The sequence below is a fragment of the Peribacillus sp. P4_B1 genome, from assembly GCF_056402395.1.
Window position 1 is genome coordinate 250,480 of the sequence record NZ_JBFUHM010000001.1, and the last position, 19,070, is coordinate 269,549.

General features: G+C 40.6%; 22 protein-coding genes and 1 pseudogene. 8 read left to right on the forward strand and 15 right to left on the reverse strand.

The genetic code is table 11. The features are described 5' to 3' along the window. Nucleotides 1-36: 36 nt before the first annotated feature. On the reverse strand, nucleotides 37-1,893 hold the full coding sequence (locus AC1DVK_RS01270) for an SLC13 family permease (protein WP_250211770.1): 1,857 nt from the start codon (nucleotides 1,891-1,893) through the stop codon (nucleotides 37-39). A 163-nt stretch (nucleotides 1,894-2,056) separates the two neighbouring features. Here AC1DVK_RS01270 and AC1DVK_RS01275 point away from each other — a divergent pair, with 163 nt between their 5' ends. Next, nucleotides 2,057-2,920 (forward strand): metallophosphoesterase, encoded by an 864-nt coding sequence (locus tag AC1DVK_RS01275; RefSeq protein ID WP_410860209.1) that lies wholly within the window; start codon nucleotides 2,057-2,059, stop codon nucleotides 2,918-2,920. A 170-nt stretch (nucleotides 2,921-3,090) separates the two neighbouring features. Here the strand turns inward: AC1DVK_RS01275 and crcB are convergent, their stop codons facing one another. After that, complete coding sequence (crcB, locus tag AC1DVK_RS01280; RefSeq protein WP_089362367.1) at nucleotides 3,091-3,453, reverse strand: fluoride efflux transporter CrcB; 363 nt, start codon at nucleotides 3,451-3,453, stop codon at nucleotides 3,091-3,093. After that, a complete protein-coding gene (locus AC1DVK_RS01285) occupies nucleotides 3,450-3,830 on the reverse strand; it encodes a fluoride efflux transporter FluC (protein WP_061462244.1) in 381 nt (126 codons plus the stop codon). The genes crcB and AC1DVK_RS01285 overlap by 4 nt, the downstream gene beginning before the upstream one ends. Nucleotides 3,831-3,947: 117 nt before the next feature. On the opposite strand from AC1DVK_RS01285, the gene AC1DVK_RS01290 reads away from it, so the two are divergent. Beyond that, nucleotides 3,948-4,295 carry a hypothetical protein gene (locus AC1DVK_RS01290; protein ID WP_375166246.1) on the forward strand — a complete coding sequence of 116 codons (348 nt, stop codon included), beginning with the start codon at nucleotides 3,948-3,950 and terminating at the stop codon, nucleotides 4,293-4,295. 282 nt (nucleotides 4,296-4,577) lie between these two features. After that, nucleotides 4,578-5,084, forward strand: a complete 507-nt coding sequence (locus tag AC1DVK_RS01295; protein WP_061462243.1) for a YkyB family protein — start codon at nucleotides 4,578-4,580, stop codon at nucleotides 5,082-5,084. 64 nt (nucleotides 5,085-5,148) lie between these two features. On the opposite strand, the pseudogene AC1DVK_RS01300 reads toward AC1DVK_RS01295, so the two are convergent. From AC1DVK_RS01300 to corA, 4 genes and pseudogenes are all read right to left on the reverse strand, one after another. Next, nucleotides 5,149-6,053, reverse strand: a pseudogene (locus AC1DVK_RS01300) (chemotaxis protein). A gap of 244 nt (nucleotides 6,054-6,297) precedes the next feature. Next, nucleotides 6,298-6,471: an RDD family protein gene (locus AC1DVK_RS01305; protein ID WP_477625700.1), complete on the reverse strand. Its 174-nt coding sequence runs from the start codon at nucleotides 6,469-6,471 to the stop codon at nucleotides 6,298-6,300. 114 nt (nucleotides 6,472-6,585) lie between these two features. After that, nucleotides 6,586-6,714 (reverse strand): hypothetical protein, encoded by a 129-nt coding sequence (locus tag AC1DVK_RS01310; protein ID WP_477625687.1) that lies wholly within the window; start codon nucleotides 6,712-6,714, stop codon nucleotides 6,586-6,588. Nucleotides 6,715-6,791: 77 nt separating this feature from the next. Further along, a complete protein-coding gene (corA, locus tag AC1DVK_RS01315) occupies nucleotides 6,792-7,757 on the reverse strand; it encodes a magnesium/cobalt transporter CorA (RefSeq protein ID WP_477625688.1) in 966 nt (321 codons plus the stop codon). Between the two features lie 158 nt (nucleotides 7,758-7,915). Here corA and AC1DVK_RS01320 point away from each other — a divergent pair, with 158 nt between their 5' ends. Continuing rightward, nucleotides 7,916-9,058, forward strand: coding sequence for an aminotransferase A (locus AC1DVK_RS01320; RefSeq protein WP_410860202.1), 1,143 nt, complete (start codon nucleotides 7,916-7,918; stop codon nucleotides 9,056-9,058). 102 nt (nucleotides 9,059-9,160) lie between these two features. On the opposite strand, the gene AC1DVK_RS01325 is transcribed toward AC1DVK_RS01320, so the two are convergent. The 7 genes from AC1DVK_RS01325 to AC1DVK_RS01355 form a co-directional block, all read right to left on the reverse strand. Next, the gene (locus tag AC1DVK_RS01325) at nucleotides 9,161-9,526 is read right to left on the reverse strand and encodes a hypothetical protein (RefSeq protein ID WP_061462238.1); all 366 of its coding nucleotides are present in this window, start codon (nucleotides 9,524-9,526) and stop codon (nucleotides 9,161-9,163) included. A 65-nt stretch (nucleotides 9,527-9,591) separates the two neighbouring features. Further along, complete coding sequence (locus AC1DVK_RS01330) at nucleotides 9,592-10,494, reverse strand: NAD(P)-dependent oxidoreductase (RefSeq protein WP_477625689.1); 903 nt, start codon at nucleotides 10,492-10,494, stop codon at nucleotides 9,592-9,594. Between the two features lie 6 nt (nucleotides 10,495-10,500). Continuing rightward, a complete protein-coding gene (locus tag AC1DVK_RS01335) occupies nucleotides 10,501-11,286 on the reverse strand; it encodes an SDR family oxidoreductase (protein ID WP_089362362.1) in 786 nt (261 codons plus the stop codon). 317 nt (nucleotides 11,287-11,603) lie between these two features. Beyond that, a complete protein-coding gene (gene ptsP, locus AC1DVK_RS01340; protein WP_410860198.1) occupies nucleotides 11,604-13,322 on the reverse strand; it encodes a phosphoenolpyruvate--protein phosphotransferase in 1,719 nt (572 codons plus the stop codon). Continuing rightward, complete coding sequence (locus AC1DVK_RS01345) at nucleotides 13,322-13,588, reverse strand: phosphocarrier protein HPr (protein ID WP_061462235.1); 267 nt, start codon at nucleotides 13,586-13,588, stop codon at nucleotides 13,322-13,324. The genes ptsP and AC1DVK_RS01345 overlap by 1 nt, the downstream gene beginning before the upstream one ends. Before the next feature lie 208 nt (nucleotides 13,589-13,796). After that, the gene (locus AC1DVK_RS01350; RefSeq protein ID WP_089362360.1) at nucleotides 13,797-14,582 is read right to left on the reverse strand and encodes an ABC transporter permease; all 786 of its coding nucleotides are present in this window, start codon (nucleotides 14,580-14,582) and stop codon (nucleotides 13,797-13,799) included. Next, a complete protein-coding gene (locus AC1DVK_RS01355; protein WP_477625690.1) occupies nucleotides 14,582-15,211 on the reverse strand; it encodes an ABC transporter ATP-binding protein in 630 nt (209 codons plus the stop codon). Before AC1DVK_RS01355 ends, AC1DVK_RS01350 begins: the two co-directional genes overlap by 1 nt. 188 nt (nucleotides 15,212-15,399) lie before the next feature. Between AC1DVK_RS01355 and AC1DVK_RS01360 the strand changes: the two genes are divergently transcribed. Further along, entirely contained in the window at nucleotides 15,400-16,224 is an 825-nt protein-coding gene (locus tag AC1DVK_RS01360) for a thermonuclease family protein (RefSeq protein WP_089362496.1), read from the forward strand. Between the two features lie 636 nt (nucleotides 16,225-16,860). Next, nucleotides 16,861-17,355 (forward strand): sigma-70 family RNA polymerase sigma factor, encoded by a 495-nt coding sequence (locus AC1DVK_RS01365; RefSeq protein ID WP_477625691.1) that lies wholly within the window; start codon nucleotides 16,861-16,863, stop codon nucleotides 17,353-17,355. Nucleotides 17,356-17,396: 41 nt separating this feature from the next. Here AC1DVK_RS01365 and AC1DVK_RS01370 read toward each other — a convergent pair whose 3' ends face one another. Then, nucleotides 17,397-17,591 (reverse strand): hypothetical protein, encoded by a 195-nt coding sequence (locus tag AC1DVK_RS01370; protein WP_061462231.1) that lies wholly within the window; start codon nucleotides 17,589-17,591, stop codon nucleotides 17,397-17,399. 446 nt (nucleotides 17,592-18,037) lie between these two features. Between AC1DVK_RS01370 and AC1DVK_RS01375 the strand changes: the two genes are divergently transcribed. Both AC1DVK_RS01375 and AC1DVK_RS01380 read left to right on the forward strand, forming a co-directional pair. Next, the gene (locus tag AC1DVK_RS01375; protein WP_064505160.1) at nucleotides 18,038-18,214 is read left to right on the forward strand and encodes a YkvS family protein; all 177 of its coding nucleotides are present in this window, start codon (nucleotides 18,038-18,040) and stop codon (nucleotides 18,212-18,214) included. Between the two features lie 197 nt (nucleotides 18,215-18,411). Continuing rightward, the gene (locus AC1DVK_RS01380) at nucleotides 18,412-19,029 is read left to right on the forward strand and encodes a hypothetical protein (RefSeq protein ID WP_141133626.1); all 618 of its coding nucleotides are present in this window, start codon (nucleotides 18,412-18,414) and stop codon (nucleotides 19,027-19,029) included. Nucleotides 19,030-19,070: the final 41 nt, after the last annotated feature.

Consider the following 19,070-nt stretch of genomic DNA (forward strand, 5'->3'; position numbering starts at 1 on the left):
CATTGTTCATAAATCGAACAATGCCTTAATGACTAATTAAAAAGGGAAGAACCATGGGATGGTGATCACCATGATAACGCCAATGAAGATCTGTATGGATATCCCGATCACGATAAAGTCCTTATACTTGTAATCACCTGCTGTCATGACAAGCGCATTTGTAGTGGCAACCCTAGGCGTGGATAACGCCAAACTGCCTGCAACTGCAAGGCATAAAAATACAGGAAGAGGATCGATTCCTTGATTCACTGCAGACGTCAGGGCAATGGGCGTCATGATTACCGTCGCTGCTCCATACGGGATGAATTGGCTTAGGATAAGTGTCAGGAGGTAAAAGAATGCTAAAATACCATGTGCCCCGATATTACTGAATAGAACGGCCAGCCAATCACTTATCATTCTTACTCCACCCGTATTATCCAATGCTGCCGTTATTCCGAACATGGCGGCGATCAATAGAACAGGTTCCCAGTTAATCTTTTGGTAAGCATCTTCCATCGAACGGACACAGCCAGTGATTACCATCAACAATGCGGCCGTCAAAACTGATAGCACAGCAGGGATTGACTCCATCGATAAAAGAATGACCATCAATGCAGTGATGCCCAAGGCAATCCATGTTTTACCTTTGGAGTTGACCGGAGAGCCATCTTCCGAAGTACTGCCAATAACGATGACATCCTGTAAATCCGAGGATATCCGCTCAATGTTCTCCCATTCTCCATGTATCAGGATTGCATCCCCAGGTTTCAGACGTTCCGTACCGACATCCGCTTGAATATATTCACCATTCCGATTGATTGCCAGCACATTACATTGGTATTTCTCACGAAAATGCACATCTATCAATGTCTGGTTTTCATAATCCGAATTCGGAACGATCAATATTTCCGTCAATCCAAATCTACTGCTTAGAAAATGTTTTTTTATTTGTTCGGTATTGAAATGCTTAAACTCCAGTTCATAGTTAAGTGCCAATCTCTCAACTGCTTCTTCTTCCCCAAACACCAAAATGATATCTTCAGGATGAAGAACTTCATCCGCTCTGGCTGGAATCGTCAGCTGTCTTTGCAACAGCGGCAATTGCTTATCCTTTGGCTTCCGCTGAATTTCAATCAAAGTCAATTCATACTGGATAGGAAGCTGAAGGTCTGACAGCCTTTCCCCAACAATATCGGAAGTAGCGGGTATATGCAGATAATGCAATCGGTCATACACTTTGTACATGCCGGCAAGCTCCCCTGCAGACAGTCCCTTGACACTATTGTTCGCGGCAATCGTTTTCTCGGGTAGTAACAGGCGCCCAAGTGTCAACATGAACAATAATCCTGCTGCAAAAGCGATTAAGCCCACTGGTGTAAAGTCAAAAAATGATAATGTTCCTATTCCGTTTTGCCGTAATACATCAGCAACGACCATATTGGAGGGTGTACCGGTAAGTGTTAATAGTCCGCCAATACTGCTTGCATAGGCAAGGGGCAATAAATACCTTGTCGGACTTGTTTTTTGTTGTAAAGCCATGCTCATAACGAGCGGAAGCAGTATGGAAACAATGCCCGTTCCACTTAAAAACGCACTTAATATTCCAGCTGTAAGCATGACGATAAGCAGCGATTTCCATTCACTGCCCCCGCATAAACCTAACAACTTATTTCCTGCCTTTTCCACGATTCCTGTATTTAAAAGGCCGGCACCGACGATAAATAGCCCAGCCAGCATGATCACCGCTTGATTCGCAAACCCGGCCACTAGCTCATCCAATGTAAGTATCCCCAGTAAACCAAGTATGGAAAGTCCACTAAGTGCAATTAAATCTGCGCGGAATTTTCCTTGTATAAAAAGCGCAATGGCGCATAGAAGTATAATCAGTGTAATAAACATTGGTTCGGTCATCATGTTACCTCCGTATAGATGTTCAATTTCAAACCGGATACGGTTTCATTAAACCCCAGTTTACATGTTTTTCATGTGCGTACAGAAGATATTTTCTTCATTTTATGAATATTGTTTGTTAGTATGAGGAAGTAACATTTTTATATTAGATAGGTTGATTAATTTGAATAAACCCATATCCAGAAGAACATTTTTAAAAAAAAGCCTTGGTACATTGGCTACCTTAACCGGTTTAGGTATTGGCGGCAGCTATTATGCCCATAATTTGGAGCCGAAATGGTTAGAAACCAAGCATAAAATCATTCGACATCCCCTTATCCCTGAAGGTTTCCATGGCATGAAAATGGTCCAATTCAGTGATACTCATTTAGGTTTTCAATTTCAGCTTAAAGATTTACAAGCAATTGTCAATAAGATAAACCAACTCGACCCGGATGTTATTTTATTTACCGGAGATTTAATGGACCAGCCTAATAAATACAAGGCTCAACAGAAAATCCCTCCTGTTTTGAATCAGCTCAAAGCGCCGCTTGGAAAATTCAGCATCTATGGCAACCATGATCATGGGGGATATGGCTCGGAAATTTACAACGATATCATGAATAAATCTCATTTTACCATGCTGCAAAATACCTCGACTAAGATTACCTTATTAACGGCAGAAGAAATATTCATTGCCGGGGTTGATGATGCTATGCTTGGAAAACCGGATTTTGAAAAAGCCCTTTCAGGCATTCCAGAAGAAGTGTTCACCATTATGCTTTCGCATGCTCCTGACCTTGCCGACATATCAAGGACTTACGACATCCAGTATCAAATAAGCGGTCACAGTCATGGGGGCCAAGTACAAATTCCCTTTGCCGGAGCACTTGTAACTCCCCCATACGCTGAAAAGTACCGAGAAGGCACGTATGAAATCGATTCGTTAACGTTACATGTTAATAGAGGGCTTGGCACTACCCGACTCCCTTATCGTTTTCTTTCGCGTCCTGAGTTGACGGTTTACGAATTCCAGGCCGAAAAATGATAAGAAAAGAACACAGGGGAAAACCGCCAGACTTATTAACAAAACCTGTGCGACTAAAACAACTTGTTCCATAAATCATTTGTAATGTATTCTTATGAATTATAGCATTAGATGTATATCTGAGAAAACCAGGTTTTTTTTACCAGCAAACATAGGTAAGCGGCATAAAGTCATAACATGCTTAAGTAGCCACACAGGAAAGTTCCGATACAACCTATAACCGACACCGTTATATAGATAAGACTATCTATATAACGGTGTTTTCTAATAAGTTCTAGTGTTTCCATACTAAACGTGGAAAAGGTCGTAAAAGCCCCTAAGAAACCTATTGTAATGAAAACTTGTAAAGATAAAGCCCAGCTTTCTTTCTGTGGAAATGCCATTCCTAAACCGAAAGATCCTATAAGGTTAATCAGTAAAATACTAATGGGTATTGAGCCACCTGGCAATAGCCTATTAAAAATAATCTGTAAGACATATCTAGAGGATGCTCCAAAAAAGCCTCCTATAAAAACTGAAAAAACTTCTATCATAAGGTCTCACCTCTCCTTATATTAGAAAGGCACAGTCCGAGGAAACCGGCGACCAAACCAAATAAAAGCGTGGACACAAGATACAGTCCTGCAAATGGCAGAGAAGTCTGTAATAGATTCACCATTTCTTGGGAAAACGTGGACATCGTGGTGAAACCGCCGCAAAACCCGCTTCCCAGAGCCAAAAAAACATACGATTTCTTTTTTGAGGCGAAATAGCCACTTATCATCCCAAGTAAAAAGCTGCCTACTATATTTATTAAGAGGGTTCCAAACGGGAAGAAGGAATGGGCAGTGGTCAAGATTACGCAATAACGCAATAACGCTCCCGCTGCTCCTCCGAAACCGACGGCAATAAAGCTTTTTAACCGATCCATTACAGTCACCCCAAATTTTTCTCACAAGTAGATTCATTATAACAGATTAAGATGAAACAGGCTCTTTTCTAAAAAAAATCCATACTATGTAAAGAATTAGAGAAAAGGAGGCTAATTATGCAAGTACAGCATTTTCCTTACTACCACTATCCACAAACCATGATGCTACAGAACGAATACAGAAATGCATATGGGAATGAATATGGACCTGAATATTGGAATGACGAGCGCTTCTTTCCTTTCTTTCCTCTATTGGCGCCTGTAGCTTTTGTTGCAGGATTGGCAATTGGACCGTTGCTATTCAATAACCGTCCACCAGTCTACGCTCCATATCCTCCCCCATTTCCACCCGCTTACCCTCCTTATCCTGCTTACCCTGCTTATCAAGGTTTTCAGGGCTACCAGCAACAACAATTCGGCGCACAGGCTGGAGTATCCGAAAATATCAATATATACACTAGATGAGGATTGGACAGAAGGCGTCATTAAACGCCTTCTTTTTCTTAGCTTAAAAGGCATCCGATTGAATTTTACTTCCTTATATATTTTGAAGTGGTATAATATGAAATGCATAGATGGTAAAGTGTTGGGAAATGATTGTCATAGCCTAGGTATGTACATGCATTAATTTTTAACTATTTCTTGCCTTATTGGCACACGTCTATATTTCACCCATTATAAAAACAGGTTTTTATTGAAGGAGTTTGCAATGCCCTTCTAACCTTATTAAGAAAAGGAGTTTCCATAATGAACCAAACGAAAGGACATTCTGAAAGGGATGAGTTTTCGATTAACTCCCTTGCCCAAGCCGTGTTTATTGTTAATAAGCACGCAAAAACTGCGTTGGAGCCTAAAAATTTATATAATTTGAAACGGCTCGCATTAAGCAAGCTTATGCAAGAAGGAAAAGCGAAGAAGATAGGACTTCATTTCTCTGATAACCCTCGCTTTGCAGCACAACAATCCGACGTGATTGTCGAATGCGGATCATATGTTTTTCATCTGCCTCCCACTAAGGAAGATTTGAAAAAACTACCCCACCTCGGCAGCCGGGCAGCATCCATACGTAATCCTAAAGCTGCGTTGTCATTATCCAAGGCCAAACAAATCCTGCAATCTTACGTTGGACAAGCAGGTGAAAAACAACCGACCCCAACCAATACCGAGAAAAGGGCTTACGGGCGTGGGTCGGTCAAGCAACCTTTTCACAATCCATTCCCATCCTCCTTTTTAGGAAAAGGTTCCAAGTATTAAGTATGAATTCCGGATAAATCAAACGGGCCGTGAGGTAATGCCTCATCGGCCCGTTTTCACACATTTATAATATAAACCTGTCTATCAATTTTATTAGCTCAGCAATTTCGGGTTTGCTGATTTGGGCGTCAGCCCCTACGACCTGCCCTTTATGACGCAGGCTGTCCGTAATCAAGGAAGAGAAAATAATCACCGGCAATACTGCGAGTTCACCGCTTTCCTTTATTCTTTTAGTCAAATGATGACCATCCATTTGGGGCATCTCAATATCGGTAATCACAAGTTGCACTTCTTTTTCGGCCACTTTTCCTGAATCAATCAAATTCTCCAGATAATTAATTGCATCAAGTCCATTTTCATAAAACTCCAAGTACTTGAATCCAGCTTCCGACAATGTATCAAAAAGCAGCTTTCTCAGTAATGGAGAATCTTCTGCAATCAGGATTTTTTATCTGAGTTTTGTCGGCTACCAATCTTTTTAACCTGCTGGATGTTTATTCCCGATTCCGGATTGATTTCGACCACTATTTTTTCAAAATCGAGTAACAGTAACATTTCGCTTTTTAATTTTATTACTCCGATAATCTGACTTTCAAGCCCTTGATACATATCCGAAGGCTTCTCTATTTGAGACCAGGAAATACGATGGATCTGTGTTACAGTATGAACATGGAAAACCACTTTTTGCTGATTGAATTCAGCGACTATGAATTTATCCTGCTCAGGGGTTTCAGATGGCGGAAATCCTAAAGCATCCGCTACATTCACAACCGGCAGGACTTCTTCGCGAAGCTCAATGATCCCCTCCACATTTGGATGGGAATGAGGTACAAGCGTGATAGGAACAGGATTAATGATTTCTTTCACCTTAATTACGTTAATGCCGAATTTATTTTTACCGATGCCAAATTCCACTATCTCCAGCTCATTTGTACCACTTTCCAGTAATATCCCTTTATTAGTTTCCATTTCATCTCGCCCTTCTCTTACTTTTTATAATTCCCTAAATCTTTTAACCAGCATAAAAATCCTGATTGTCAGTTACATGGACCTATCATGTTTTTTTATCATCAACACATACCTAATAATTCGGTTAATTTTGTCTTTTGTTTAGCGCAATGATAAAAAAGGATCAAGATGTGTTTATCTATTAAGGCCAAACAAAAAAGGGACCCATACAGGTCCCCTTTTTACCCAGCTCATTTTTTTACCATTACTGTTCCGCAATCATATCGTGAAGTGCCTGTTTCTTCGACGTAAACGCTGCCATGATATAACCAATATAAATGATCATACCTGATAGGATCGTTGCAAAATAACGCCCTGCAGCCCTTCCAAACCCGATTCGTTCTCCATATAAATCCGTAACTTTAATATTCAGGAGTATTTTACCGACACTCCCTTACCATTTAGAGGAATACAACAAACTATAATAAAGAAAGCTAAGCATGGTAAAAATAAAGGCTCCATTGTCTTTTCCTCTAATTCCATCAAAAAATACTCATAAAACCGATAAGATTCCAGCAGGGTTTCCTATTATAATTCCATCAATGATATTCGCGCCAAAGCGTAACCAAAATCCAGCATACAGCCCGCTTTCCTCTGGACTGTCAACAGCCGAAACTTCCATTTCAACACCTAGCACTCATAAATTCGGTATTTTTCCCATCATATAACTAACAGGTCAGTTGGGTATTTTTAGCTCTTTCATGACCTTTTCCTTGGATTGAGCCAACCTTTTTTAACAAAGTATAAAAACATCATCAAGGCAATTCCGCCCATCATTCCGAGGATGAGGAAATAGCCATAGTGCCAATTCAATTCCGGCATATACTTAAAATTCATCCCATATACGCCTACTATGAAGGTCAGCGGCATGAAAATGGTAGTGATTACAGTCAATGTCATCATCGTTGAATTCATATTATTAGAGTTCACCGACAAATAACTATCCCGGATATCGGAAGAGAAATCCCGATAGGATTCCAGCATTTCAGTTAATTTAAGAAGATGATCATACACATCATTAAAATATAGGTGCTGGTCTTTTAAGTAATTCAGCCGCTCTGATGAAATCATCCTGTACAATAAATCACGCATCGGTAATATGGTACGACGGAGCCTGGACATATCCGTACGTAAATCGAATAGCTGATCCATCAAGTCGTTTATCGTTTCATTTTCAGTATTGTCCTCAATGTTACCCAACTCGCCTTCTATTTTATAGACGGGAGGGAAAAATTCATCAACAATCCTGTCAATTATCCTGTGCATCAAGAAAAAGGGACCATGCTTCAACATTTTATTGTCAGAAATCTCTTCCCAGACCTTTTCAAGTTCAAGCATTTCTTCCTTATGAAAAGTGACTATCCATTTTTCGCCAACGAACATATCCAATTCAACCGCTCTAAAGGTCTTTTGCGTGAGAGCATGTATTACAAGAAATTGGTAGTCCTCATAAAAATCCATTTTGGGACGTTGGTTAAAATCATCCAGGCAGTCTTCAATTGCCAGCGGATGAAAGTGAAAATGACTGGATAAAAGTTTGATTTCATTGCTTGTGGGATTGGAAAAATCCACCCAATACCACTCGATATCCGGATTATTCATTTCTGTTAGAGGTAAACCGAAACTGATTTCTTGGTTAGCAGTAATTGCACAAGTCCTTATCATTTGTATCAACCCTCAAAATTTTCTTATCATTCATTATACCTTTAATTCAATAATCTCAAAAAGTATTTCTCCCCCATCCAAACTAAATGATAAAATAGAATGAATCCGTCAAACATAGTACATAATCTCATGAAGTATGAAAAGGGAGGATATTCATCATGGAACATTTAATAAACCCTTTAGTAAAAGACGTTCAAATATCAGGGATCCGTAAATTCTACAATATGGTCGCTGATATCGAAGGCACCATTTCCTTAACGATAGGACAGCCTGACTTTCCCACTCCAATGCATATAAAAGAAGCGGCAAAAAAAGCCGTCGATAATGATTATACTGTTTATACTCACAATGCCGGTTATCTGGAATTAAGGGAAGCTGCCTCTGAATATATAAAGGATAAATACAAGCTTGGTTATGATCCAGCGAATGAAGTCATCGTGACCTCAGGTGCCAGCGAGGGCATTGACATTACCTTTCGAACGATTCTCATTCCAGGGAACGAAGTCATATTACCAGGGCCGGTATATCCAGGATACGAACCTATCATCAAAATGTGCGGTGCAACACCCATTTACGCCGATACAACAAAAAATGGATTTCGTTTGACTGCAGATATAATTGAAAAGTACATAACTGATCAAACTCGTTGCATCGTTCTTCCATATCCATCGAATCCGACTGGGGTAACATTGTCTGCAGAAGAATTATTGGACATTGCCGAACTTGTAAAAGGCAAGGACATCTTCATATTGGCTGATGAGATATACAGTGAACTTGTATTCGATCAGGAACATGTATCGATTGCCACTTTCTTAAAAGAACAAACCATCGTCCTGAACGGTTTATCCAAGTCCCATTCCATGACCGGGTGGAGAATAGGCCTTCTATTTGCGCCGGTAGCCATCTCTCAGCATATTCTGAAGGTCCATCAATACAATGTGACTTGTGCCTCCTCCATATCGCAGAGAGCTGCCTTGGCTGCATTGACGGCAGGTAAGGATGATGCCATTCCCATGAAGACCGAGTATGCACGGAGACGGGATTACGTATACAGTCGATTAGAAGCGATGAAACTGGAAATAGTCAAACCAAATGGTGCCTTTTACTTCTTTATAAAGCTGCCTGAGGGCTATACCTCTTCCATTGACTTTTGCCTCAATCTTGTCAAACAGGAAAGAGTGGCGGTAGTCCCTGGTGACGCTTTCTCTCCACTTGGGGAAGGGTACTTTAGGATTTCCTATGCCTATTCCATGGAAACATTGGAAAAGGCTTTGGACCGTATAGAAGCATTTTTATCTTGAGCGATTCGGACAAAAAAAGTGGCCTTCAATGGAATGATTGAGGGCCACTTTCCTATTCTCAAAGATTTCAGGCTACTGATGGTTTTTCACCAGGCCGGACAACTAATACAATCTCCGTAAAAAACGAATTTCCCGATATCCTTCTTCTTTATTTGTCGTGGTAAGGCTCACTTCAACGATGGAACCGAGTAAGTCAGCCATCACTTCTTCAAATTCCTTTGCGGAGCGCGGCTTAGAAAGACCTAAACTTTTCAACTCGCGCATCAGGATCTGGAAACCGGCATTCGTTTCGATATGACTGAATTTCACCGGCAAGATTAGCGGACTTTCATTCATTAATTTCAGATCCCAACGAATGGGCTTTGTTTGGTGAATGGTTTTTTCGCGTTTATAACCTTCAATCCTGACAATATATCGACCATCTTCTAATTCCTGGAATTTCATGTTGATATCATCGAATTCGCCCATATCGATCGCTCCTTTTTATAAAGGCTGTCGCTATCAGCTTATTCATGAAAAAGAAATGATAGCACTTAATTATAGTGTTTATATAATGCCTGGGTACCGCTATTTTCCTCGCCAGCTTCTGCCAGCCCCTCATATAGGGATTTGCTCAGGCTTAATCCAGGCGCCTCCATTCCCATTCTTTCCGCTTCGTCAAGTGCAATCTTCATATCCTTAATAAAATGCTTGATATAAAAACCTGGTCCAAAATCCCCTTTGACCATTCGCGGCACAAGGTTGGACAGTGACCAGCTACCGGCAGAACCCGATGATATGCTTCTTAGAACCCGGTCTGGATCCAATCCCGCCTTTTTGGCATAAGAAATCGCTTCAGTTACTCCGATCATATTAGATGCAATGGCGATTTGATTGCACATTTTCGTATGCTGTCCTGACCCAGCTGGGCCTTGATGTACAACATTGCTGCCAATAATATCAAAAATGGGCCGAACCGCTTCAAATGCCTCACTATCCCCGCCCACCATGATCGTAAGCTTCGCATCACGAGCACCGATGTCTCCTCCGGAAACCGGTGCATCCAATGATTGCATTCCTCTTTTCTTGGCTTCCTCTGATATTCTCATGGCCAAGGATGGAGTGGAGGTCGTCATATCGATTAAATGGGTTCCTTTTTTCCCATTCTCGATAAGCCCATTTTCTCCAAAATAAATTTCCTCTACATCGCTAGGGTATCCTACCATGGAAATGATCACATTAGCTAACTGTGCTATTTCCTTAGGTGAAGATGCCCACTTCGCGCCCTGTGAAAGCAATTCACTTGCCTTCTCTTTCGTCCTAGTATAAACAAATACCTCAAACCCTGCCTTTAGCAGATTTACGGCCATGCTTTTTCCCATAACTCCTAAACCTATGAATCCGATAACTTCGTTTGATTTCGTCACTGCAAATTCCTCCCAATCATTTTGTTTCAAAAAACCTTAAATGGACTTTATCATTCCCCCGTCAACCAAATAGGACTGGCCGGTTAAATATGTATTCGCACCTGAAACAAGGAAAGTAACGAACTTAGCAAATTCCTCGGGTTCCCCGTAACGGGCAAGAGGGATTTTATTTATGGATTGTTCAGTTATTTTCTCGGGAGTGACGCCTTGTTTCTCTGCATTCATTTTATCAAGGTGCTGAATGCGGTCTGTTGCAATTCTTCCAGGACCGACTGTATTGATCAAAATCCCGTCTGGAGCTAACTCGGAAGCAAGCGTCTTTGACAATCCCACGATTGCGGTGCGGAATGTATTCGATAATATCAATCCTGGAATAGGCTCCTTAATGGATGAAGATGCAATATTAACAATTTTTCCGCCCTGTTTTTTTAGATGCGGCAAGCTCTCACGGATCGTCCTGATGAAGCTTAATAAATTAAGTTCAAAAGATTGTTGCCATTCTTCATCATTGAAATCTGAAAATGCCCCACCGGGAGGACCTCCGGCGTTATTAATAAGAATGTCGATACCGCCGAACTCCTCAGCTGTTCGTTCAACAAGGCTTTTAATATCTTCAGCTTTTGTTATATCCGTTGCCATATAAGCCACTTTACCCGCCCCAAGCTGTGATAATTCCCTTTGGACGGCGGCAAGCTTTTCTCCATCACGGCTGGCTATCATGACATTTGCTCCTTCTTTAACCAGTTCAGCTGCCATCGCCTTCCCCAAACCTTGGCTTGAAGCTAAAATCAAAGCATTTTTCTTTTTCAAATGTAGTTCCATATACTATCAATCCTCCATTTTCAATATATAAATTATAATTCCATTATATCGTCATAATCGAAAAGTGAAAAATTTGAATAATCATTCCCGTGTTTTTTTATTTCCCTTGGAAAAACTCAAAAAAACTGCCGGTTGGATTAACCAACCGGCGACAAAGGGGGAAATGAGAATGTCAGCTGCCCTAATAGAGCCAAACAACTGTGCTTGCTTCTTATTTACCCCCATTTTGTTGCAATAAACATTCTTTCTAAAAAGATTTAAGAAAAATTACAGGACAGCACCCCAACCAAAGGGGATGGGGTGCTGTTTGTCATTATTTATTGCTTCAAAGCGTTAATTACCGCTTCTTTCACATTATCATTCGTATCCAGCACTAAAACTTCTTGAGATAGTTTTTTCATCTCTTCAAGTGAAAGTTGGCTGATTAAAGAACGTGCTTTTAAAATAGAAGTGGCACTCATTGAGAATTCATCAAGGCCCATTCCGATCAAGATCGGGATGGCCACTTCATCTCCAGCCATCTCACCGCACATTCCGGCCCATTTCCCTTCTTTATGAGCTGCATCTATAACCATTTTAACCAGGCGTAAAATCGCTGGATTATATGGTTGGTATAAATAAGATACTCTCTCATTCATTCGGTCAGCGGCCATCGTATACTGAATCAAGTCATTGGTGCCTATGCTGAAGAAATCGACTTCTTTAGCAAATATATCAGCCATCACTGCAGTTGAAGGGATTTCAACCATAATTCCGACTTCTATTTTTTCAGCAACTTGAACACCATTATCAAGCAATTCCTGTCTAACTTCAGCCAAGACGGCTTTTGCTTCGCGGAATTCGCCTAGTGTCGCAATCATTGGGAACATGATTTTCAGATTTCCGTAGATGCTTGCACGAAGCAGGGCACGGAGCTGTGTCCGGAAAATCTCCTGCTCATTTAAGCAGAGGCGAATCGCTCGGTATCCAAGGAAAGGATTCATTTCCTTAGGAAGCTCTAAATACGGCAACTCCTTGTCTCCGCCTATGTCAAGCGTTCTGACGACTACAGACTTTCCTGACATTCCTTCCAGCACCGCTTTGTATGCCTCGAACTGTTCTTCTTCACTTGGAAAGTCATTTCTGCCCATATAAAGAAATTCCGTACGGTATAACCCGATGCCTTCACCGCCATTTTGATGAACGCCTTCTAGATCTTTCGGCGTACCAATATTTGCAGCCAATTCCACATGATGTCCATCTTTTGTAACCGTTTGTTCATGGACCAGTTTCGCCCACTCAGCCTTTTGCAAAGCATAGGCTTCCTGGTCCTCTTCGTAGCGTTTTACGAGTTCAGGAGTAGGGTTGATGTGCACTTCACCTTTTAACCCGTCAATAATGACCAAGTCACCATTTTCGATGGACGAGGTTACTGACTTTGTCCCAACGACTGCTGGAATTTCCAATGAACGCGCCATTATGGCTGAATGGGATGTACGTCCACCGATATCGGTCGTAAAACCTTTGACGTAAGCCGGATTCAACTGTGCTGTATCGGATGGAGTCAAATCCTCCGCAATGATGATCACTTCTTCAGCAATCATGCTTGGATTTGGAATATGAACACCTAAAAGATGTGATAATACCCGTTTGGTGACGTCTCGGATATCTGCTGCACGTTCCTTCATGTATTCATTATCCATTTGTTCAAACATCGTAATGAACATGCTTGCGGTTTCATTTAAGGAGAACTCAGCGTTGACGTTTTCTGATTGTATTTTATCCTGAATTGGAGTTATAAGTTCCGGATCAGCCAAAACAAGCAGGTGCGCGTCAAAAATAGCGGCCTTATCGGCCCCTAAGTCCTTTTCGGCTTTATCCCTGATTATCTCCAATTCAACTGTTGACTTTTGAATAGCATCCTTAAAACGGGATATTTCGGCCCCGACATCTTCTATGCTTCTTTTTTCAATCGATAGATCTGGCTCAGTCAGCCGGTAGGCTTTAGCGATGGCTATTCCGTTTGAAGCTGCTATTCCACTAATCAAAGTGGACATTATTCTGCTAATCCTTCTCTGTTCAATGTTTCAGCAAGTGTGTTCAGTGCATCATTTTCATCGCTTCCTTCAGCAGAAATCGTAATCTCTGCCCCTTTGCCAATTCCTAGTGACATTACACCCATAATGGACTTAAGGTTCACTTTTTTCTCTTTATAAGAAAGGTTTATTTCTGAATCGAATTTTCCTGCAGCTTGTACAAGCAATGTAGCCGGACGAGCATGAATTCCTGTTTCTGCAGTTACTGTAAATGTTTTTTCTACCATATAAATCAATCTCCTTTAAGATAAATTAACAAAATTAGATTATGTAAGGGACTTTCTCTATCCAATCAGGAAAGAAATGAAAAAACCCTTTTCCTTATCAGAATAGCATTATCATTCCCAACAAACAAACCAAAACTATCTGGTACCTAAAAAATAGTACAAAAATATAGATAGAACTGCAACTATTACTTTTCAGATTCTTCAATGATTAAATGGACAGCTGTGCATTTTTGGTGAAAAAAGCTCTGAAACTCAGCATAATGAAAAGGACAACTGTTAATGAAACACTCCCGAGAATCCCAATAAGTATGGCAATCTGGTATTCAATTGCGATGAGCGGGCTTATCCCCGACAGGATTTGCCCTGTCATCATTCCGGGAAGGAAAATAATCCCCATTCCGAGCATATTGTTCAAAGTTGGGAGTACTGCCGAATCGAATGCAGCATCCACATATTTCTTCACGGCCCTCGCTGGTGTCGCTCCAAGCATTAACATCGCTTCTACCTTTTCGCGATTACTGCTAATCCCATCATGGAGGTTTTTAAGCGCTAATGTCACTCCAGTCATCGCATTCCCCACAATCATCCCTGCTATTGGAATGAAATACCTTGGCTCATACCAAGGCGTGAAATGGATCACGACCAGATTAAAATAAAACAGGGCGGCCATGGGACCTGTCAACATACTTAGGATAACCATCCTTTTGATTTTCCCATTAAGCGTATAGGGCACTTGCTTAAAAATATTATGGATGGAGAACAGAGCCATTGCACATAGAAACCCTATAGAAAGTAAAGGGTGGGGATTTTCAAAGATATATGTCAAAACGTAACCGGCAAGAATGAGTTGGACCGTCATCCGTATCGTGGCTAGAATGATTTGCTTTTCCCTTGAAATCCCTCGCCATTTCACGATAATGAGCAGAACTACAACAAAGAAGTAGGCCGCACAAAGACGCCAGAACTCAATATCTATTATCCCATTCCCCTCCATTAATAGTCACTCCCCTTCACCTTTTTCAGAACGATCATCTTTTCAGCACAGATGTCCGCAAGTTGTTTTGAATGCGTTATCATGATGACCGTTCCTTTTTCCCGTTTTACTTCTTCTAAAAATCGGCTCATGATCCTCAGTTCGGTTTCCTCATCAAGAGCTGCTGTCGGCTCATCCAGTAAATACACTTCGGGTTTCAATAAAAGTAACCTCGCCAGTGCGAGCCTCTGTTTCTCCCCGCCAGAAAGATTCTCCGTTCCCTCGTCTAATGACTTCTGTAACTCGACGGTTTCAAGCGCCTTCACCAATTCGGATTTTTCCTTTTTTTTCCGTTCTGTCAATTCCAGGCCCAGCTGGAGATTTTCTTCAATCGTTCCGGGTAAAGTGAACGATGTCTGAGACAGCATTGTGACTTTACGCCGGAGCTCTATTGGGTTGAATTTATCCAGCAACTGATCTTGATAATAGATCGAACCGCTATCCGGGTCATCCATCCTGTTCAATAATCGGAGCAATGAGGTTTTTCCTGCTCCGCTTTCCCCAGTCAAACAAGTAACCACACAAGCGGATATTTCCAACTCATCAATATGCAGAATCCCTTTATACCTAATATTTTCAAGCCTAAACATCATTTTTCACGCCTGCCTCTCATATTCCACCCTATCATTATAAGAAACTATCATGATAGGGAGTAGCGATCCATGTAAAAATTTTTATGATTTTTCATTTTCTTTCCCTTTTTTATAGGTTAGTATTATTCCTGCCGAATATATCCATGACGGACATGGAAAACACCTTTGAAATGGAGGAACTTATCATGAACAAAAATTCCTTTTTACATTCTTATCTGTATGTTTTTTTCCTTACTGCCATTTGCCTGATCTCTTTGTCTGGCTGCCAGGCCGCATCAGATAACCTGATTAATGAATCCAAACAGGATAATTCGTTGGTAAATGAAGACATCCAATCCAAAACGGATTCTTCCAAAGAAGAAAAAGGCAAGACATTCACAGCCAAGATCGTCAGGGTTGTTGACGGAGATACAGTAAAAATCAAAATGACTAACGGAAATGAAGAAACGGTCAGGCTCCTTTTGGTAGATACCCCGGAAACCGTGCACCCTTCCAAGCCCGTTCAGCCTTTTGGACCTGAAGCAAGCAAGTTCACCAAGGATTTAATGCCTGCTGGTTCTAAAGTGGAAGTAGAAACCGGCATTGGTGAAAGAGATAAATACGGCCGGCTGCTTGCCTATTTTTATGTTGATGGAAAAATGGTGAATAAGCTCCTGCTTGAAAAAGGACTGGCCAGGGTAGCCTATGTATATGCACCGAACACTAAATATCTTGATGAATTTGAAGATATTCAGAAACAAGCCCAAAAAAACGAAATCGGTATATGGTCAATTGAAAACTATGCAACTTCAAGAGGGTTTGATGATTCGAAGTCAGGGGAAAAATCAGAGGAAAAAACCACTGTGAACTCATCTTGCAGTAACCCCAAAATTAAAGGCAATATAAATTCTAAAGGCAATAAAATATATCACATTCCTTCGGGCCAATATTACGAAATAACTAAACCAGAAGAAATGTTTTGTACCGAGCATGACGCACAGGATGCTGGATTCCGAAAATCGCAGAGTTAACAAAAATAATGGTTTTATCAATATGCCTACTTTGGAAATTGCAATAGAAATGTTCAGGGGGATACATAATGAAATACAACAGGGATGAAGCTTGTCAGCTTTTCTCCCCCACTTCCTGGTTTTTTTCAATATAATAAAAGTGCCCAATATAGATAATGAAAGCCGAAATGGGACATGCCCGTTCTCGATATCAGCCTCCGTGGAGTAACCCAGTGTTATCTTGAGCTCCATGTGAACGGAGACTTTGAGCTATTGCTGACGTTTATACTAAATGATGCTTGCGAGGAAAAGTATCTGTAAAAGAAAAGTACATCATCTTCATATGAATATAGGTTTAACTTGAACGAAAATGAAAACGAGAAGGAGTCACCATTAAAGAACTTAAAATCTTTCGAAGAAGAATTGGCACATCCACTATCCGGATGTGTTTTTCTTTTGGTCATACCCACGCTCAAAACACTTTCAATACTCCCGAATCTCCCTTTTCCTTTCAATTTAGTTTCTGGTTCACGCCTGATAACCCACTTTTCATCCCATACATTTTTCCGTTATGCCATTTCGCAATAGCCGAACGGATCATTTATGGTAGAAGCACCCGGGAATACTGAAAGTGCACTTTCTAAAGGTAGCTGCTCAATGGATGATTTCTCAGCTCTAAAGACTGAATTCACCCCTATGATCCATCATATTATCCGTTCACTTGCCATCTATAAAAATAAGGAAGAATATTTTCAAGTAGGATTGATTGCTTTATGGGATTCATTTAGAAGTTTCAATGAGGAATACGGACAATTCTCTAACTATGCCTACACAGTAATCAAAGGCAAAATCCTGAATGAATTGAAGCATCATCATAAATATGAAGCCTACAGCAAACCACTTGATTCCACCATACTAGAGATTAAAGATCCTTTTTCAATGCATGAAGAGGCCTTCGCCATCGAAAGCATCTTACACTATACTGAAGGCTTGACATTGAATCAGCAACGCTGGCTTTTGCAAACCTACCTGAAGAATAAAACAGTGACTGAAATTGCTGAGTTATATCAAGTCACTACAGCATCTGTAAAATCGTGGAGAAAGTCCACTTTAATTAAATTAAGGAAGCAAATGATTTTCCACTGTAAATAATAGGGTGGCCCAGTCATGAGCCACCCCAATATATCCGGGCATTAACTTCTCGCTTCTTCTAAATACGTATAAATTATCACACCGTTATGTTGAGCATTCCCCCGAAAATGTTTAAAGTCGTCCCTTTTTACAAGAACCTCACGAAAAGCTAAAAATTCTTCCTTTGTTATCCTGAATTCATCCATTTCCCGATTTGCCAGTTTATCGAGCACATCTTTTGCTTCTTCAGCATTCATAATATTATCCTCCTTAATTATCAAATGTTCTATCCATATTCATACAGGAGAAATTCCGTTTCCATTTTATCATAAACATGCCGCTTAATATAAATCGGAATTTTTTAAGGGCCTCTTGCTACATTATTCTTTACGAATGCTTTAAAATAGTGCAAACTGTATAGTAAAATATCATAATGTAAAATGTTTGGCATTTTTTGTACATAGGATTACATACTGGTATGCATAACTGTGCTCTCAAGATATACCAAATTATGCCACATCATTACATCTGCTCCATACAAGAATTGCACCTCCTTTAACAGTTTAGCTTACTGTACCGACAGAAGAGAATCTAATTCTCTTACTTGCACTTCCCACGTCAATATCTAAACGGCAAGATGTTCGAATAATCCAATTACTCCATAGTTTGATCATTGGAAACGAAATGGGAAAGGATGATTACCATGAAGAAAGCGGAAGTTGGAAATATCATTGAATTTAGAGAAGGCTTAAAAGGAATCGTCGAGAAAGTGAACGAGAACTCAGTAATCGTGGACGTCACGTATATGGAAAATTATCGTGATTTGGAACTTGAACAGAAGACCGTCGTCAACCATAAAAATTATAAAATCATAGGATAAGTCAATGTAAACAAACGGGATGGTTTCTTAATGACCATTCCGTTTTCACTTTTTAGAAGCATGCCAATTCATTCTCCTGCTTTTTTGTAACAATATTCACTCCATACCGTCTATCTCATTAAAGGTCCTGCATTTGTGATTGCGGGGATATCTATTATATGAATTTTTATTTCTATCAGAGAGATGAGGGAAAAGAAATGACTAGTTGGGCACGTTCTATTGGCTGTGCCGCATTCGCCGCTTTGCTGACTGGCTGCGGTATGACCACAGACAAAAATGCAGATGGGCCACAGGGAGATTCAGTAAACGAGGAGAACGAAGGCAATTCTTCTCAAGGTGGCAATGACGGAAACAACAACAAAGTAAGACTGATGGAGCAAAACCTGCAATATACAAGTAATGGGAAAGAAATAGTAAAAACAGCGTTCTTAAAAAGAAGTGATAATCAACCGTTCAGCCTCTATGTTTTGCAACAATTTAAATTAAGTGCCGAAGAACCTGGAAAGGATATTATTTTCCTGACTGAAGATGACTCCATTTATATGAGAATCGAATTGTTGACAGCGGATGTCAATTGGGATGAGGTGGAAGAAAATGTTCATACCCAGCTGAAAAGCCATTCAAAAACGATTAGGGATCCGGCACTTGATATAGAGAACGGCGCGGGATTTGAAGTCGAAAGTGGGGATGATGTGATCACTTCCATATTGCTCAAGGATGAGAAAGCACCCGTCCGCTTAACTATTTTCACGAAAAAAGATATGGATTTCCGGGATGCTTTTCTAGAAATGGCTAAGACGCTTATGAAAGGATGAACCCCCATTTCCCCTGGGACGGAGGGCAAATATCTTGCCCC

What these genes read in the sequence shown, in the direction of transcription:
- AC1DVK_RS01270 (WP_250211770.1), bottom strand. Translation starts at nt 1,893, where the DNA reads ATGACCGAACCAATGTTTATTACACTGATTATACTTCTATGCGCCATT.
- crcB (WP_089362367.1), bottom strand. Translation starts at nt 3,453, where the DNA reads ATGATAGAAGTTTTTTCAGTTTTTATAGGAGGCTTTTTTGGAGCATCC.
- AC1DVK_RS01285 (WP_061462244.1), bottom strand. Translation starts at nt 3,830, where the DNA reads ATGGATCGGTTAAAAAGCTTTATTGCCGTCGGTTTCGGAGGAGCAGCG.
- AC1DVK_RS01290 (WP_375166246.1), top strand. Translation starts at nt 3,948, where the DNA reads ATGCAAGTACAGCATTTTCCTTACTACCACTATCCACAAACCATGATG.
- AC1DVK_RS01295 (WP_061462243.1), top strand. Translation starts at nt 4,578, where the DNA reads ATGAACCAAACGAAAGGACATTCTGAAAGGGATGAGTTTTCGATTAAC.
- AC1DVK_RS01310 (WP_477625687.1), bottom strand. Translation starts at nt 6,714, where the DNA reads ATGGAAGTTTCGGCTGTTGACAGTCCAGAGGAAAGCGGGCTGTATGCT.
- corA (WP_477625688.1), bottom strand. Translation starts at nt 7,757, where the DNA reads ATGATAAGGACTTGTGCAATTACTGCTAACCAAGAAATCAGTTTCGGT.
- AC1DVK_RS01320 (WP_410860202.1), top strand. Translation starts at nt 7,916, where the DNA reads ATGGAACATTTAATAAACCCTTTAGTAAAAGACGTTCAAATATCAGGG.
- AC1DVK_RS01325 (WP_061462238.1), bottom strand. Translation starts at nt 9,526, where the DNA reads ATGGGCGAATTCGATGATATCAACATGAAATTCCAGGAATTAGAAGAT.
- AC1DVK_RS01335 (WP_089362362.1), bottom strand. Translation starts at nt 11,286, where the DNA reads ATGGAACTACATTTGAAAAAGAAAAATGCTTTGATTTTAGCTTCAAGC.
- ptsP (WP_410860198.1), bottom strand. Translation starts at nt 13,322, where the DNA reads ATGTCCACTTTGATTAGTGGAATAGCAGCTTCAAACGGAATAGCCATC.
- AC1DVK_RS01345 (WP_061462235.1), bottom strand. Translation starts at nt 13,588, where the DNA reads ATGGTAGAAAAAACATTTACAGTAACTGCAGAAACAGGAATTCATGCT.
- AC1DVK_RS01350 (WP_089362360.1), bottom strand. Translation starts at nt 14,582, where the DNA reads ATGGAGGGGAATGGGATAATAGATATTGAGTTCTGGCGTCTTTGTGCG.
- AC1DVK_RS01355 (WP_477625690.1), bottom strand. Translation starts at nt 15,211, where the DNA reads ATGTTTAGGCTTGAAAATATTAGGTATAAAGGGATTCTGCATATTGAT.
- AC1DVK_RS01360 (WP_089362496.1), top strand. Translation starts at nt 15,400, where the DNA reads ATGAACAAAAATTCCTTTTTACATTCTTATCTGTATGTTTTTTTCCTT.
- AC1DVK_RS01365 (WP_477625691.1), top strand. Translation starts at nt 16,861, where the DNA reads ATGGATGATTTCTCAGCTCTAAAGACTGAATTCACCCCTATGATCCAT.
- AC1DVK_RS01370 (WP_061462231.1), bottom strand. Translation starts at nt 17,591, where the DNA reads ATGAATGCTGAAGAAGCAAAAGATGTGCTCGATAAACTGGCAAATCGG.
- AC1DVK_RS01375 (WP_064505160.1), top strand. Translation starts at nt 18,038, where the DNA reads ATGAAGAAAGCGGAAGTTGGAAATATCATTGAATTTAGAGAAGGCTTA.
- AC1DVK_RS01380 (WP_141133626.1), top strand. Translation starts at nt 18,412, where the DNA reads ATGACTAGTTGGGCACGTTCTATTGGCTGTGCCGCATTCGCCGCTTTG.